Origin of the sequence: Streptomyces malaysiense, assembly GCF_000980885.2 — a bacterium.
Taxonomy (GTDB): domain Bacteria; phylum Actinomycetota; class Actinomycetes; order Streptomycetales; family Streptomycetaceae; genus Streptomyces; species Streptomyces malaysiense.
Map to the genome: position 1 here is coordinate 45,342 of NZ_LBDA02000054.1, position 13,814 is coordinate 59,155.

17 protein-coding genes are annotated in these 13,814 nt (G+C 72.5%); 8 read left to right on the forward strand and 9 right to left on the reverse strand.

The window, feature by feature from the left end; translation table 11 throughout:
• The first annotated feature begins 33 nt into the window (after positions 1-33).
• Positions 34-759, forward strand: a complete 726-nt coding sequence (locus VT52_RS22840; RefSeq protein ID WP_046417374.1) for a lysophospholipid acyltransferase family protein — start codon at positions 34-36, stop codon at positions 757-759.
• Between the two features lie 17 nt (positions 760-776).
• Here the strand turns inward: VT52_RS22840 and VT52_RS22845 are convergent, their stop codons facing one another.
• From VT52_RS22845 to VT52_RS22875, 7 genes are all read right to left on the reverse strand, one after another.
• Positions 777-1,535, reverse strand: a complete 759-nt coding sequence (locus tag VT52_RS22845; RefSeq protein WP_046417382.1) for an urease accessory protein UreD — start codon at positions 1,533-1,535, stop codon at positions 777-779.
• Complete coding sequence (ureG, locus tag VT52_RS22850) at positions 1,532-2,209, reverse strand: urease accessory protein UreG (RefSeq protein WP_046417375.1); 678 nt, start codon at positions 2,207-2,209, stop codon at positions 1,532-1,534. Before ureG ends, VT52_RS22845 begins: the two co-directional genes overlap by 4 nt.
• Positions 2,210-2,413: 204 nt before the next feature.
• On the reverse strand, positions 2,414-3,088 hold the full coding sequence (locus VT52_RS22855) for an urease accessory protein UreF (RefSeq protein WP_046419159.1): 675 nt from the start codon (positions 3,086-3,088) through the stop codon (positions 2,414-2,416).
• Positions 3,089-3,107: 19 nt separating this feature from the next.
• Positions 3,108-4,829 carry an urease subunit alpha gene (locus tag VT52_RS22860; RefSeq protein ID WP_046419190.1) on the reverse strand — a complete coding sequence of 574 codons (1,722 nt, stop codon included), beginning with the start codon at positions 4,827-4,829 and terminating at the stop codon, positions 3,108-3,110.
• Positions 4,822-5,133: an urease subunit beta gene (locus VT52_RS22865; protein WP_046419161.1), complete on the reverse strand. Its 312-nt coding sequence runs from the start codon at positions 5,131-5,133 to the stop codon at positions 4,822-4,824. The genes VT52_RS22860 and VT52_RS22865 overlap by 8 nt, the downstream gene beginning before the upstream one ends.
• Positions 5,134-5,144: 11 nt before the next feature.
• Positions 5,145-5,447, reverse strand: coding sequence for an urease subunit gamma (locus VT52_RS22870; protein WP_046419192.1), 303 nt, complete (start codon positions 5,445-5,447; stop codon positions 5,145-5,147).
• 240 nt (positions 5,448-5,687) lie between these two features.
• Positions 5,688-5,990 (reverse strand): type II toxin-antitoxin system Phd/YefM family antitoxin, encoded by a 303-nt coding sequence (locus VT52_RS22875; protein ID WP_046419162.1) that lies wholly within the window; start codon positions 5,988-5,990, stop codon positions 5,688-5,690.
• 88 nt (positions 5,991-6,078) lie between these two features.
• On the opposite strand from VT52_RS22875, the gene VT52_RS22880 reads away from it, so the two are divergent.
• The 3 genes from VT52_RS22880 to VT52_RS22890 all read left to right on the forward strand — a co-directional run bounded on the left by VT52_RS22880 (position 6,079) and on the right by VT52_RS22890 (position 8,069).
• Positions 6,079-6,705, forward strand: coding sequence for an ATP-dependent Clp protease proteolytic subunit (locus VT52_RS22880; protein WP_046419165.1), 627 nt, complete (start codon positions 6,079-6,081; stop codon positions 6,703-6,705).
• Positions 6,706-6,712: 7 nt separating this feature from the next.
• On the forward strand, positions 6,713-7,021 hold the full coding sequence (locus VT52_RS22885; protein ID WP_046419167.1) for a hypothetical protein: 309 nt from the start codon (positions 6,713-6,715) through the stop codon (positions 7,019-7,021).
• Between the two features lie 574 nt (positions 7,022-7,595).
• Positions 7,596-8,069, forward strand: a complete 474-nt coding sequence (locus VT52_RS22890; protein WP_046419170.1) for a C40 family peptidase — start codon at positions 7,596-7,598, stop codon at positions 8,067-8,069.
• A 148-nt stretch (positions 8,070-8,217) separates the two neighbouring features.
• Here VT52_RS22890 and VT52_RS22895 read toward each other — a convergent pair whose 3' ends face one another.
• Entirely contained in the window at positions 8,218-8,673 is a 456-nt protein-coding gene (locus tag VT52_RS22895; protein ID WP_046419171.1) for an ATP-binding protein, read from the reverse strand.
• A gap of 213 nt (positions 8,674-8,886) precedes the next feature.
• Between VT52_RS22895 and VT52_RS22900 the strand changes: the two genes are divergently transcribed.
• Both VT52_RS22900 and VT52_RS22905 read left to right on the forward strand, forming a co-directional pair.
• Positions 8,887-9,750, forward strand: coding sequence for a helix-turn-helix domain-containing protein (locus VT52_RS22900; RefSeq protein ID WP_046419173.1), 864 nt, complete (start codon positions 8,887-8,889; stop codon positions 9,748-9,750).
• 10 nt (positions 9,751-9,760) lie between these two features.
• A complete protein-coding gene (locus VT52_RS22905) occupies positions 9,761-9,985 on the forward strand; it encodes a DUF397 domain-containing protein (RefSeq protein WP_046419176.1) in 225 nt (74 codons plus the stop codon).
• Positions 9,986-10,045: 60 nt separating this feature from the next.
• Here the strand turns inward: VT52_RS22905 and VT52_RS22910 are convergent, their stop codons facing one another.
• A complete protein-coding gene (locus VT52_RS22910; RefSeq protein WP_046419178.1) occupies positions 10,046-11,182 on the reverse strand; it encodes an 8-amino-7-oxononanoate synthase in 1,137 nt (378 codons plus the stop codon).
• A gap of 147 nt (positions 11,183-11,329) precedes the next feature.
• On the opposite strand from VT52_RS22910, the gene bioB reads away from it, so the two are divergent.
• Positions 11,330-12,532, forward strand: coding sequence for a biotin synthase BioB (gene bioB / locus VT52_RS22915; protein WP_046419180.1), 1,203 nt, complete (start codon positions 11,330-11,332; stop codon positions 12,530-12,532).
• Positions 12,525-13,814 (forward strand): adenosylmethionine--8-amino-7-oxononanoate transaminase, encoded by a 1,290-nt coding sequence (locus VT52_RS22920; protein WP_107481415.1) that lies wholly within the window; start codon positions 12,525-12,527, stop codon positions 13,812-13,814. The genes bioB and VT52_RS22920 overlap by 8 nt, the downstream gene beginning before the upstream one ends.

Consider the following 13,814-nt stretch of genomic DNA (forward strand, 5'->3'; position numbering starts at 1 on the left):
CGAGCCGAGCCGCCGGAGTGAGGAGCGACCCCCTTGTTCTACTACCTGCTCAAGTACGTACTGCTGGGTCCCCTGCTCAGGCTGCTCTTCCGGCCCCGGATCGAGGGCCTGGAGAACGTGCCGGAGACGGGCCCCGCGATCATCGCGGGGAACCACCTCTCCTTCTCCGACCACTTCCTGATGCCGGCGATCCTCAAGCGGCGCATCACCTTCCTCGCCAAGGCCGAGTACTTCACCGGGCCCGGCGTCAAAGGCCGGCTCACCGCGTTCTTCTTCCGCAGCGCCGGACAGATCCCGGTGGACCGCTCGGGCAAGGAGGCGGGGCAGGCCGCGATCCGCGAGGGCCTCGGGGTGCTGGACAAGGGCGAACTGCTCGGCATCTATCCGGAGGGGACGCGCTCGCACGACGGCCGGCTGTACAAGGGCAAGGTCGGGGTCGCCGTGATGGCCCTGAGGGCAGGTGTCCCGGTGATCCCCTGCGCCATGATCGGCACCTTCGAGGCCCAGCCGCCCGGCAAGACCCTCCCCCGCATCCGCCCCGTCACCATCCGCTTCGGCGAGCCCCTCGACTTCGCCCGCTTCGCGGGGATGGAGCAGCAGAAGGCTGTCCTGCGGGCAGTCACCGACGAGATCATGTACGCCATCCTGACCCTGTCCGAGCAGGAGTACGTCGATCAGTACGCCGCCGTCGCCAAGGCCGAGCGGCCCACGGAGAGGAGTGCGAGGGAACACGGTGTCCCGAGGGCACCGCTCGGCTGACCTCGACCCGGCGTCCGTCACCCCAGCAGGGCCCGCCCCTCCTCCAGCACCCGGCGCAGCCGCAGCGCGTCCGGGGCGAGGGCGGTGACCAGGGCGGCGGGACCGGGCAGCGGCATCAGGGCAGCGTGGTCCCCCAGCATCCGGGGCGCGGGCGGGTGCTCGGCGAACTCCGGCCGGACGACGAGGAGCTGGCCGACGGTCCGGTGACCCGCGAGGGCGGCGGGGCCGTCCCAGCCGCCGGGGGCACCGGGACCGCAGGACAGCTGCTGGTCCAGGACGGTACGGCCGGCGACACGCAGGGTGAGGCGGGTGGTGAGCAGGCCGGGGCGCTCCCCCGCCCGGCCGAGCACCTGCTCTTCGCGGAGCACCAGCCGGGCGCCCGCGGCGAGTTCGGCCATGGTGGTGACGCGCAGATCGCTCCCGGTGGCCGAGATCAGCTGTTCGGGCAGCCAGTGCAGTTCGGCGCCGTCGGCCACGTCGAGCCGGACGTCGTAGCGGGCCTCGCCGGGGGCCTGGCCCGGCAGGGCGAGAGTGGCGGCGGCGGAGCCGAGGTGCAGCCGGGCGCCCTCCTCCACCCGGGCGTTCAGGGTGAACCGGTCGCCGCCGAGAGGGCCGCTCATCGCGCCGACGACCACCACCCGGGCCTCGACCCCGTTCCCCCGGGTGCGGCGCGGCGCCAGGGGGCCCGAGCCGTCCAGCACGGGCAGCGCGGTACCACCGCGGCCGTCGGCACGGGCCACGATCCGGGCATCGGCCCGGACACCGGTGCGGGTCATGCCGTCCACGCGGCGAGCCGTGCGCGGACCCAGGCGGCCACCTCGGCGACACCGCTCTCGCCGCGCAGGGACTGGAGCACGACGGGGAGTTCGGCGCGCTGGGCCTTGGCGTCGGCGGCCATCCGGGCGAGGTCGGAGCCGACATGGGGGGCGAGGTCGGTCTTGTTGACGATCAGCAGGTCGGCGGTGGTGACGCCCGGTCCGCCCTTGCGCGGGATGTCGTCGCCGCCGGCCACGTCGATGACGAAGATCTGCGCGTCCACAAGACCCCTGGAGAAGGTGGCGGTGAGGTTGTCGCCGCCCGACTCCACCAGGATCAGGTCCAGCGGGCCGACGGCGTCCTCCAGGTCCTCGACGGCCTCCAGGTTGGCGGAGATGTCGTCCCGGATCGCGGTGTGCGGGCAGGCGCCGGTCTCCACGGCGGTGATCCGCTCGGGCGGCAGCACGGCCTGGCGCAGCAGGAACTCGGCGTCCTCCCGGGTGTAGATGTCATTGGTGACGACGGCGAGGGACAGCTCGTCCCGCAGCTCCCGGCAGAGCGCGGCCACGGTGGCGGTCTTCCCCGATCCCACGGGTCCGCCGAGCCCGACCCGCAGGGCACGGCGCGTTCCGTCCGGGCGGTGGGCGTCGGCGCTCACGGCGGCGGGACCGTGGTGGGTGTGGTCGAGGTGCATGTACGGCTCCTGGAGGCCGGGGGCTGGTGCGGAGGCGGTGGTGCGGGGGCGGCCGTTCTCCGGCCTGGTGATCCGGGGCGGGTGGTTCGGGGCGGGTGGTTCGGGGCGGGTGGTTCGGGGCGGGTGGTTCGGGGCGGGTGGTTCGGGCGGGAGGTTCCGGCTGGTGGCTGGGTCGGATGGAACGGGGAGGTGGCACCGGGAGGTTCAGGAGGCGAACAGCCGGGCCGGCCACGCGGCGTGGGCCTCGGCCATGATCTCCAGCAGCGGGCCGGACGCCGCGGGCAGCGCCTGCGGCCCTTCCCCGGCCGCCGCTCCCGCCGCCTCGACCGCCGCCCGCGCGACCTCGTCCAGCTCCGGTGCGAGCCGGGCCAGTACGCCGGTGGCGTCGAAGGGGTCGAGGCTGAGCAGTCGTACGGTCGCGGTCGCCGGTCCGCTCACGCTCTCGTACAGGGCGCAGTACGCCGCGTCGGGGGCCCCCAGGCCGGCCGCCCGAGCGGTGAGACCGAGGACCACGGGCTGGTGGGCGCCCTTGGGGAACCACCGGGCCAGCTCGTCGAGTTCGGCGCACGGCCAGCTCGCCCGCGCGGCCCGCAGCAGCTGCCGGCCGAGCCGGCGGGCGGCGAGCCGCAGCGCGGGCGAGGGCGTGCGGGCGTCCGCCGCCGCGTCCAGCTCCCGGGGGTCCAGGCCGAGTGCGGCCGCCGCCGCGAGCGCGCCCGCGACCAGTCCGGCCGTGTGCAGCCGGCCCCGGCAGAAGTCCTCCAGGTCGGCGGCGCAGGTGATGCGCCCCGCCTTGACGGCGGCCTCGGCCCCGCCGGAGTGGGCGTGTCCTCCGGCGGGGAAGCGGCCGTCGGCCAGCACGAGCAGTGCCGCGTGTGTCATCACGGTGCCGTCGCCGCCGTCAGAAGAGGAAGTAGCGCTGGGCCATGGGCAGTTCGACGGCCGGGCTCGCCTCGACCAGCTCGCCGTCGATGTGCACGGCGAAGCTGTCGGGATCGATCCGGACGTCGGGCCGGGCGTCGTTCTCCCGCATGTCGGCCTTGGTGACCGCGCGCGTGGAGTCGATCGCCACGAACCGTTTGCCGAGCCCGAGCCGTTTCGGCAGCCCGTCCTCCAGGGCGAGGGAGGAGACGAAGTTGACGGAGTTGGCGGCCGGGGCGCGGCCGATCGCGCCGTACATCGGGCGGGGCAGGATCGGCTGCGGGGTGGGGATGGAGGCGTTGGCGTCGCCCATCTGCGCGTAGGCGATCTGTCCGCCTTTGAGCACGAGGAGCGGCTTCACACCGAAGAAGGCCGGTTCCCACAGCACGAGGTCGGCGAGCTTGCCCTGCTCCACGGAGCCGGTCTCGGTGGCGAGGCCCTGGGCGAGGGCCGGGTTGATGGTGTACTTGGCGACATAGCGCCGTACCCGGTGGTTGTCCGCCCGGCCGTCACCGGGCAGGGCGCCCCGGCGCCGCTTCATGACGTGGGCGGTCTGCCAGGTCCGCAGGATCACCTCGCCGACCCGGCCCATGGCCTGGGAGTCGGAGGAGATGATCGAGATCGCGCCGAGGTCGTGGAGGATGTCCTCCGCGCCGATGGTGGAGGGCCGGATCCTGGACTCGGCGAAGGCGAGGTCCTCGGGGACGGCCGTGTTGAGGTGGTGGCAGACCATCAGCATGTCGAGGTGTTCCTCGGCGGTGTTGACGGTGAACGGCCGGGTCGGGTTGGTGGAGCTGGGCAGCACATGGGGCTGGGAGACCACGGTCATGATGTCGGGCGCGTGCCCGCCGCCGGCGCCCTCGGTGTGGTAGGAGTGGATGCCCCGGCCGCGGATCGCGGCGAGGGTGTCGCCGACGAACCCGGCCTCGTTCAACGTGTCGGTGTGGATGGCGACCTGGACGCCCGTGCGGTCGGCGACGGTGAGCGCGGCGTCGATGACGGCGGGGGTGGAGCCCCAGTCCTCGTGCAGTTTCAGGCCGACGGCGCCGCCGCGGATCTGGGACAGCATCGCGTCGTGGCTGACCGTGTTGCCCTTGCCGAGGAAGCCGATGTTCAGGGGGTAGGACTCCATCGCCTCCAGCATCCTGGCGAGGTGCCAGGGGCCGGGCGTGACGGTGGTCGCCTTGGAACCCTCGGCGGGTCCGGTGCCGCCGCCGACCAGGGTGGTGATCCCGGACGCCAGCGCCTCGTCGGCGACCTGGGGGCAGATGAAGTGGACATGCGCGTCGATGGCGCCGGCCGTGAGGATCCGCCCGTTGCCCGCGATGATCTCGGTCTCGGGGCCGATCACCAGGTCGGGGTGGACGCCGTCCATGGTGTCGGGGTTGCCGGCCTTGCCGAGAGCGGTGATACGGCCGTCGCGGATGCCGATGTCGGCCTTCACGATGCCCCAGTGGTCCACGACGACGGCCCCGGTGATCACGGTGTCGGGGGTGCCTTCGGCGCGGGTGGCGCGGGACTGGCCCATGGACTCGCGGATGACCTTGCCGCCGCCGAAGACCGCCTCGTCCCCGGCGCGGCCGGGTCCGCCCGAACGGTCCTCCTCGATCTCGATCAGCAGATCGGTGTCGGCGAGCCTGATGCGGTCGCCGGTGGTCGGTCCGAACAGGTCGGCGTAGGCGGCGCGGGAGATCTCAGGCATCGAGCGCACCCCCGGTCCCGCCGCGCAGCCCCGGCACGATCCGGGCGCCGGCGAGGGGGACGAGTTCGACGTCGACGGGGATGCCGGGCTCGAAGCGCACGGAGGTGCCGGCGGCCACGTTCAGCCGCCTGCCGTGCGCGGCGGCGCGGTCGAACTCCAGGCCGGGGTTGGCCTCGGCGAAGTGGTAGTGGGAGCCGACCTGGACGGGCCGGTCGGCGGCGTTGAGGACGGTGAGCCGGGTTGTGGGGCGGCCCTCGTTGGCGTGTACGGGGTCGTCGGCGAGCAGGATCTCTCCGGGAATCATCGCGGCCCCCCTCAGACGATCGGCTCGTGCACGGTGACGAGCTTGGTGCCGTCCGGGAAGGTCGCCTCGACCTGCACGTCGTGGATCATCTCCGCGATGCCGTCCATGACGTCGTCCCTGGTGAGGATCTTGCGTCCGGTGGACATGAGTTCGGCGACGGTGCGGCCGTCGCGCGCGCCCTCCAGGATGTGCGAGGTGATGAGGGCGACCGCCTCGGGGTGGTTGAGCCGGAGGCCGCGGGCCCTGCGCTTCTCGGCGACGTCGGCCGCCACATGGATGAGCAGCCGCTCTTGCTCGTGCGGGGTCAGTTGCACGTCCCACCTCACAGTCCTCGCTCCGGACCGGGCGGGGTCCGGGTGCCGCAGCCACCGCGACGGGAGTCAGGTGTAACACACGGACGAACAGGGACCGACCGTGATCAATGGGGGCACAGAAACCCACCGGTGGCATGGATCCGCAGGCTAGTTCGCCGGAGTTTCAACGACGTTAACCAGCCTTTGGGCGGCTCATGACCGCCCTGTGGCACCGCCCATATCCGAGGTGTCCGGGGCGGTTCAGGACACGCCCGGCCCCCGGTACTCCGCCGCGATGCCGAAGCGCTGGCGTTCACGCGGAGCGGACGGCACCTCGCGCACGGCGGACTCGCGGATGCGGGACACGGAACTGGCCACCTGTTCCCCGCCCGGCTCCTCGGCGGCGTCGAGGGCGTCGAGCCGTGCCAGGTCGGCGGCCGAGACCAGTGCGGCCAGCGGCTTGCCGTGCCGGGTCACGACGACGCGCTCGCCGCCGTACACCACCCGGTTGATCAGGTCGGCGAGCTCAGCCCTGGCTTGCGTCACCGGAATCTCGTAGGCCATACCCCCATCATAACGTCAGGTACGTCCTGTACATTCTGTACAGAAATCGGAGATCGCCGGTCTCCGCCGTGAGGAGGGGTGTGCCCAGATGTACCGACCGTCCGCCCGTTACGTCCTGCCCGAGTTCACCGAGCGCACCGACTTCGGGGAGCGGCGGCTCGATCCCTACTCGAAGCTGTTCGAGAACCGGGTCGTCTTCCTCGGGACACCGCTGGACGAGGCGGCGGCCGGTGATGTGATCACCCAGTTCATGCACCTCGAACACCTGGCCCCGGACCGGGACATCACGCTGTACCTGAACTGCCCCGGCGGCTCGTTCCACGCGATGACGGCGATCTACGACACGATGCAGTACGTCACCTGCGAGGTGCAGACGTACTGCCTGGGCCAGGCCGCCTCGGTCGGCGCCGTGCTGCTGGCCGCCGGCACCCCCGGCAAGCGGTTCACCCTGCCCGGCGCCCGCGTGGTGCTCTCCCAGCCCGAACTGCCCGAGCCGGCGCAGGGCCAGCCGAGCGACCTGCTCATCCAGGCCGACGAACTGGTCAGGCTGCGGACCCTGATGGAGGAGATGCTGGTCCGGCACACCGGGCGCACCGAGGAGCAGGTGCACCAGGACCTGGAGCGCGATCTCATGCTGGACGCGCCGGGCGCACGGTCGTACGGCCTCGTGGACGGCGTGGTGCCGAGCCGCCGGGACCTCCCCGGCGAGCGGTGAACCGGCCGTGCTGCCGGAAGAGCTGCCGCCGCTGCCGGCGCTGACGCACGCGGAGGGCGAGGTGGTCGACCACTATCTGGCGGTGGTCGATCTGCTCGGCAGGATCAACCCGGCCCGGGACGGGGACACCTACCGCGGGCTGCGCGCCGCGCAGGCGCTGGTGCGCAAGGCGGAGGAGCTGCGCGACGCGCTGGAGCTGATGCACGAACGGGGCGAGCGGGAGGTGCACGGGGGCACGTTGGCACGGGCGCTGCGGGTGCTCGACGGTGAGCGCCGGGCCGCTCGCGTCGCGCTCCCGCCGGACGCCGTGGGCTGATCCGGACGGCCGTCGGATCCGGCGGGCGCGGGGTGTCCGCGCGGCCGCCGGGTCCGGGCGCGAAACGGGCCGAACGACGTACCGCCGACCGGTGTATATCCGGATCCGTTTCCGGCTCTCCCGAGTTGCGCGCAGGCCGGCTCCGTGCTCTGTGCGCGGCCGCCTTTTCCCAGGTCCCGGACTACGCACCGGACCTGACGGAGCATCGAAGAGAGCAGCCTCCACCCGAAAGGGCGAGTGGTGAGTAACGCCACAAATCCCCGATTCCGTTGGGATTTTCGGACAGCTGTGGGTCAAGATCCCTGTCTGACGACAAGCCCCCGCCACCGCGGCGGGGCGGTCCGGGCGGACGCCGAGTCCTGCCGCCGCCCGGATGACCGGTCGACAGGAGTGGATCGGCAGGAGTGGAGGACCCAGGCAAGGCGGGTCCCCGGGACGGCCGGCCGTCCGCGTGAGCGGGTGGACGGGTGCCTCGGGCGGCCCTTGGGGTGAAGCCGCGGCAACGCGGCCGGGCAACTTCGCCAGCCCGAATCCGACAGGTCATCCTTCACAGGCGGCTGACGAAGGGTTGCGCATGACTGCGCTCAATCGTGTCCCGTCGCTGATGGCCCGTGCCGGTACGGCCTCGGCCCTCACCCTGGCCGCCGTGGGCGGCTCGATCGCGGTTCCGGGTCTCTCCGCAGACGCCTCGGCCGCGACGCTGGCGACGAAGGCCCTGAACATCGCGGCGTCCAAGAAGGGCGCCCCGTACCAGTGGGGGGCCACCGGGCCGCGGCGGTTCGACTGCTCGGGGCTGACGCTCTATTCGTTCAAGAAGGCCGGGAAGAAGCTGCCGCGCACCGCCGCGCAGCAGTACAACAGGACGCACCACATCTCCTCCGGCAGCCGCAGAGCCGGCGACCTGGTGTTCTTCCACTACGGCTCGAACGTCTACCACGTCGGCATCTACGCCGGTCACAACAAGATCTGGCACGCGCCGAAGAGCGGCTCCGTGGTACGGCTGGAGAAGATCTGGACCAGGAGCGTCTGGTACGGCCGGGTCAGCTGACCCGCCCGAGCACCGGGAGCGACTCCGGCGACCGGGCCGCTCCCTCGTGCCCGTTCCCTCACCCGGCGCCGTCCCGGCCCGCGGGCGGCCCGGGACGGGTCCCGCCCGCCGGATGAACGTTTCGCGGCGCGTCCCGCGGGCTGCCCCGCTACGGCTCCCGCCGGGCCGCCGCCACCGGTTCGGCCGGGACGCTCCAGGGCAGTTCGATGGAGACCGTCTTGCCGCCCTCACCGGTGGGGCGGACCCGGAGCCTGCCGCCGCACTCGGCGGTGAGCCAGCGGATGATGACCATGCCGCGGCCGTTGTCCTGCTGCACGGCCGCGGGCAGTCTCTTCGGGAAGCGCGGATGACTGTCCGTGACGCCGATGCGCAGCTGTTCGTCGCGTTCCAGCGCGATGTCGACCGTGAAGTTCGGGGACTGCCCGAAGGTGTGCTGCACGGCGTTGGTGGCCAGTTCGGAGACGATGAGCCGGACCGTGTCGGCCGCCTCGGTGTCCGACGGCAGGCCCCACTCCGCCAGGGTGCTCACCACGTACGACCTCGCGGCGGCGACCGAGGCGGGATCGCTCGGCAGAGTGACGGATGCTTCCAGGTGGTCTGCCATGGCGACGTCGTCCCTTTCCCACGGGACCGGAGTCCTACATGGAGCGGATGGTTCGAGTACGGTCCCGGACTGGTGCTTCCTCGCCAGACTGCCACCACCGGACCGGTCACGGGGAGCGATCCACCAAGATGTGCATATATCTGTCGCTCGATGCGGTGAACTCTGCGACGGGAGACCGTATCCGGGCGGCCTTCGAGGAGTAAGGAGGAGCCCATGCAGAACGGGCCGGCAGTGCGCCGCCGCAAATTGGGTGCCGAACTGCGCACGCTGCGCACCGGTGCGGGGCTCACCAGTGGGGAGGCGGCCCGCCTGGTCGGCTGGCACCAGTCGAAGGTGAGCCGTATCGAGACGGGCGCCAGTGGTGTGAAACCGGCCGATCTCCGCCTACTCCTGGACGCCTACACCGTGCGCGACACCCAGTTGCGCGAGCTGCTGCTGATGCTGGCGGGCTCCGAGGACGGCGACGGCGACCGCAATCGCTGGTGGCACGCCTACCGCGGAGTGCTCCCCCCGACGTACCGGGACTTCATCAGCCTGGAATCGCAGGCCAGGGCGATGCGCACACTGGAGACGAGCGTCGTGCCCGGTCTGCTCCAGACGGCCGAGTACGCCCGCGCGGTGACCCGGGCGGCCGTCAAGGACCTGGACGAGGAGCGCCTGGACGCGCTGGTGGAGGTGCGCCTGGCCCGGCAGGACGTGCTGCGCTCGAACCCGCCGCTGGAGCTGTGCGCGGTGCTGGACGAGGCGGTGCTGCGCCGGGAGGTCGGCGGTCCCGGAGTGATGGCACGCCAGCTGGAACGGCTGACGGAAGCGGCCCGGCTGCCCCAAGTACGGCTCCAGGTACTGCCGTTCGGGGCGGGGGCGCATGTCGGCCTCACCGGGCCTTTCGTTATTTTCTCATTTCCGAGCACTTCTGATCTCGATGTGGTTGTTCTAGACCAGTTGACGAGTAGCCTCTACCTCGAACGGAAAGAAGACCTCCGGGCGTACTCGGAGGCCTTCCAGACCCTTCAGGACCACGCTCTTTCCCCCCACGACTCGCTGGACTACATCGCCGGGATAGGTGACGGCGCGTAAGGAGGCACCATTGTCAGCCCTGCCTCGGAACGTCCCTGCCAGTACCGACCTGTACGACGTGCGCTGGCTGCGCAGCAGCTACAGCACGGGAGCCAACAACTGCGTGGAGACGGCACGGCCGCGCTCCGGACCCTGGTCCGGACTGCTCGCCGTGCGCGACTCGAAGGATCCCGCCGGACCCGCGCTGCTCTTCTCGGCGGCCGGCTGGGCCGGCTTCGTGGCCGCGCTCCGCTGAAACCCGCCGGCCCCGGCGGGACGCCCGCGGGACCCGATCAGGCGCGGGCGCGCGGCCGGGTCACGCCGGCTCGGGCCGGGTCTCGCCGATCACCCGGACCGCGCGGGCGATCTCGGCCCCGGAGAGGTCCGCGCGGGCGGTCAGCCGCAGCCGTGAGATGCCGTCGGGCACGGAGGGGGGACGGAAACAGCCCACCGCCAGACCCGCCGTACGGCAGTCGGCCGCCCAGCGCACCGCCTGTTCCGGGGACGGGGCGCGTACGGAGACCACCGCGGCGTCCGGACGCACCGCCTCCAGACCCGAGGCGGTCAGCCGTGCGTGCAGTTCCCCCGCCACCTCGCGGGCCCGCGCCGCCCGTTCGGGCTCCCTGCCGAGCAGCCGCAGGGCCGCGAGGGCCGCACCGGCCGCCGCCGGCGCCAGACCGGTGTCGAAGATGAACGTCCGGGCCGCGTTGACCAGGTGGTCGATCACCGGCGCGGGCCCCAGTACCACCCCGCCCTGGCTGCCGAGCGACTTGGAGAGCGTGGCCGTGGCCACCACGTCCGGCGCGCCCGCGAGTCCGGTCGCCTGCGCCGCGCCCCGGCCGCCGTCGCCCAGTACGCCGAGGCCGTGCGCGTCGTCCACGACGAGTCCCGCGCCGCGCTCCCGGCACGCCTCGGCGAGCCGTACCAGCGGCGCCCGGTCCCCGTCGACCGAGAACACGGTGTCCGAGACGACGATGGCCGTCCCCTCGTGGGTGGCGAGGGCCTTGCGCACCGCCTGCGGGTCGGCGTGCCCGACGACCTGGGTCTCGCCGCGGGCGAGCCGGCAGCCGTCGATGAGCGAGGCGTGGTTGCCCGCGTCGGAGACGACGAGCGAGCCGTGCGGGCCGAGCGCGGTGACCGCGGCCAGGTTCGCCGCGTACCCGGAGGAGAAGACCAGGGCCGCCTCGAAGCCGCAGAACGCGGCCAGCTCCCGCTCCAGTTCGGCGTGCAGCTCGGTGGTACCGGTGACGAGCCGGGAGCCGGTGGCGCCGCCGCCCCAGGTCCGGGCGGCCCGTGCCGCGCCCTCGGTCACCTCGGGGTGCCGGGCGAGGCCCAGGTAGTCGTTGCTCGCCAGGTCCAGCAGCGACGAGGCGGCGGGGCGCGGGCTGAGGCGCCGTACGAGCCCGGCCCGGTGGCGCCCCCGGGCCTGCTCCTCGATCCAGCCGAACGCCATGAGTCCTCCGGAGGTTTTGTAGGTAGCGCACAGACCCTAGCTGGCCCGGCCGGCACCCACCGTGTGGCAATACCCCCACGGTGAACGGTGTTCCTTGTGTGAACTCTCCTTGGCCCGGAGCGGTCCCGTAAGACAGGATCGGGCCTCATGGACCTGCTGAACACGCTGGTGGACAAGGGGCTTCGGCGCGAGCTGCCGACCCGCGAGGAAGCGCTCGCCGTGCTGGCCACCTCCGACGACGACCTGCTCGATGTGGTGGCCGCGGCCGGCAAGGTGCGCCGGCACTGGTTCGGCCGGCGCGTGAAACTGAACTACCTGGTCAACCTCAAGTCCGGACTGTGCCCCGAGGACTGCTCCTACTGCTCCCAGCGGCTGGGCTCCGAGGCGGGCATCCTCAAGTACACCTGGCTCAAGCCCGACGAGGCGTCCCAGGCGGCCGCGGCGGGGCTCGCGGGCGGCGCCAAGCGCGTCTGCCTGGTGGCGAGCGGGCGCGGCCCGACCGACCGGGACGTGGACCGGGTCTCGCAGACCATCAAGGCCATCAAGGAGGGGAACGAGGGCGTCGAGGTGTGCGCCTGCCTCGGTCTGCTCTCCGACGGCCAGGCCGAACGGCTGCGCGAGGCCGGCGCGGACGCCTACAACCACAACCTGAACACCTCGGAATCCACCTACGGGGACATCACCACCACCCACACGTACGCCGACCGGGTGGACACGGTGCAGAAGGCGCACGCGGCCGGTCTCTCGCCGTGCTCCGGTCTGATCGCCGGCATGGGCGAGAGCGACGAGGACCTGGTGGACGTCGTCTTCTCGCTGCGCGAGCTGGACCCGGACTCCGTTCCGGTGAACTTCCTGATCCCGTTCGAGGGCACCCCGCTGGCCAAGGAGTGGAACCTCACCCCGCAGCGCTGTCTGCGGATCCTGGCGATGGTCCGCTTCGTGTGCCCGGACGTCGAGGTGCGCATCGCGGGCGGCCGTGAGGTGCATCTGCGCTCGATGCAGCCGCTCGCGCTGAACCTCGCCAACTCCATCTTCCTCGGCGACTACCTGACCAGCGAGGGCCAGGCGGGCAAGGCCGACCTGGACATGATCGCCGACGCCGGTTTCGAGGTGGAGGGCGCCGAGCAGGTGACCCTGCCGGAGCACCGGGCGGGCGGCGGTGGCTGCCACGAGGGCGGCACCGCCGGCTGCCACGACTCCGCCGCGGGCGGCTGTCACGAGGGCGCGGGGGTCTGCGGTCCGGCACCCGCCGAGCCGGCCGCCGAGCCGGTGTCCGCGAACGAGCCCCGCACCGACCTGGTCGCCGTCCGCCGCCGGGGCGCCGGAACGGATCTCGCGCCCAATGCCTGACCTGCCCCACCTGAGCGTCCCCGAGCTGCTGGAGCTGGACCGGCGGCACGTCTGGCATCCGTACGGTCCGATGCCCGGACGTGCCGAACCGCTCGTCGTGGAGTCGGCGAGCGGGGTCCGGCTGCGGCTCGCGGACGGCTCCGGCGAGCTGGTGGACGGCATGTCGTCGTGGTGGTCGGCGATCCACGGCTACAACCACCCCGTGCTCAACGACGCGGCGCGGCGGCAGCTGGAGCGCATGAGCCATGTGATGTTCGGCGGGCTCACCCACGAGCCCGCCGTCCGGCTGGCGAAACTCCTTGTCGACATGTCGCCCGAGGGTCTGGAGCATGTGTTCCTGGCCGACTCCGGCTCGGTGTCGGTCGAGGTCGCCGTCAAGATGTGCCTCCAGTACTGGCGCTCGCTCGGCCGGCCCGGCAAGCAGCGGTTGCTGACCTGGCGGGGCGGGTACCACGGGGACACCTGGCAGCCGATGTCGGTGTGCGACCCCGAGGGCGGGATGCACGAGCTGTGGTCCGGCGTGCTGCCGCGCCAGGTCTTCGCGCAGGCGCCGCCGGCCGGGTACGAGGAGTCGTACGCGGAGCATCTGCGCGAGCTGATCGGGCGGCACGCGGACGAGCTGGCCGCGGTCATCGTGGAGCCGGTGGTGCAGGGCGCGGGCGGGATGCGCTTCCACTCCCCGGCGTATCTGCGGGTGCTGCGCGAGGCGTGCGACGCGCATGACGTGCTGCTGGTGTTCGACGAGATCGCGACCGGTTTCGGGCGTACGGGCGCGCTGTTCGCGGCGGACCACGCGGCCGTCACCCCGGATGTGATGTGCGTGGGCAAGGCACTGACCGGCGGCTATCTGACGATGGCGGCCACGCTGTGCACGGCCCGGGTGGCCGACGGCATCTCGCGGGGCGAGGTGCCGGTGCTGGCGCACGGGCCGACGTTCATGGGCAATCCGCTGGCGGCCGCCGTGGCCTGCGCGTCCCTGGAGCTGCTCACGGGCCAGGACTGGCAGGCGGAGGTCAAGCGGATCGAGGCGGGCCTGACCGCGGGACTCGCCCCGGCCGCCGGGCTGCCGGGCGTGCGGGACGTGCGGGTACTGGGCGCCATCGGGGTCGTCCAGCTGGACCACGGGATCGACATGGCCGCGGCCACCCGCGCGGCCGTCGGGGAGGGCGTGTGGCTGCGCCCGTTCCGCGATCTGGTGTACACGATGCCGCCGTACATCACCTCGGACGACGACGTGGCGAGGATCGCGCGCGCGGTGTGCGCGGCGGCACGGGAGGGATGA

Excerpts from the sequence above, each read along its gene's own strand:
- VT52_RS22845 (WP_046417382.1), bottom strand. The coding sequence starts at position 1,535 with ATGACCCGCACCGGTGTCCGGGCCGATGCCCGGATCGTGGCCCGTGCC.
- ureG (WP_046417375.1), bottom strand. The coding sequence starts at position 2,209 with ATGCACCTCGACCACACCCACCACGGTCCCGCCGCCGTGAGCGCCGAC.
- VT52_RS22855 (WP_046419159.1), bottom strand. The coding sequence starts at position 3,088 with ATGACACACGCGGCACTGCTCGTGCTGGCCGACGGCCGCTTCCCCGCC.
- VT52_RS22860 (WP_046419190.1), bottom strand. The coding sequence starts at position 4,829 with ATGCCTGAGATCTCCCGCGCCGCCTACGCCGACCTGTTCGGACCGACC.
- VT52_RS22865 (WP_046419161.1), bottom strand. The coding sequence starts at position 5,133 with ATGATTCCCGGAGAGATCCTGCTCGCCGACGACCCCGTACACGCCAAC.
- VT52_RS22875 (WP_046419162.1), bottom strand. The coding sequence starts at position 5,990 with ATGGCCTACGAGATTCCGGTGACGCAAGCCAGGGCTGAGCTCGCCGAC.
- VT52_RS22880 (WP_046419165.1), top strand. The coding sequence starts at position 6,079 with ATGTACCGACCGTCCGCCCGTTACGTCCTGCCCGAGTTCACCGAGCGC.
- VT52_RS22890 (WP_046419170.1), top strand. The coding sequence starts at position 7,596 with ATGACTGCGCTCAATCGTGTCCCGTCGCTGATGGCCCGTGCCGGTACG.
- VT52_RS22895 (WP_046419171.1), bottom strand. The coding sequence starts at position 8,673 with ATGGCAGACCACCTGGAAGCATCCGTCACTCTGCCGAGCGATCCCGCC.
- VT52_RS22900 (WP_046419173.1), top strand. The coding sequence starts at position 8,887 with ATGCAGAACGGGCCGGCAGTGCGCCGCCGCAAATTGGGTGCCGAACTG.
- VT52_RS22910 (WP_046419178.1), bottom strand. The coding sequence starts at position 11,182 with ATGGCGTTCGGCTGGATCGAGGAGCAGGCCCGGGGGCGCCACCGGGCC.
- bioB (WP_046419180.1), top strand. The coding sequence starts at position 11,330 with ATGGACCTGCTGAACACGCTGGTGGACAAGGGGCTTCGGCGCGAGCTG.
- VT52_RS22920 (WP_107481415.1), top strand. The coding sequence starts at position 12,525 with ATGCCTGACCTGCCCCACCTGAGCGTCCCCGAGCTGCTGGAGCTGGAC.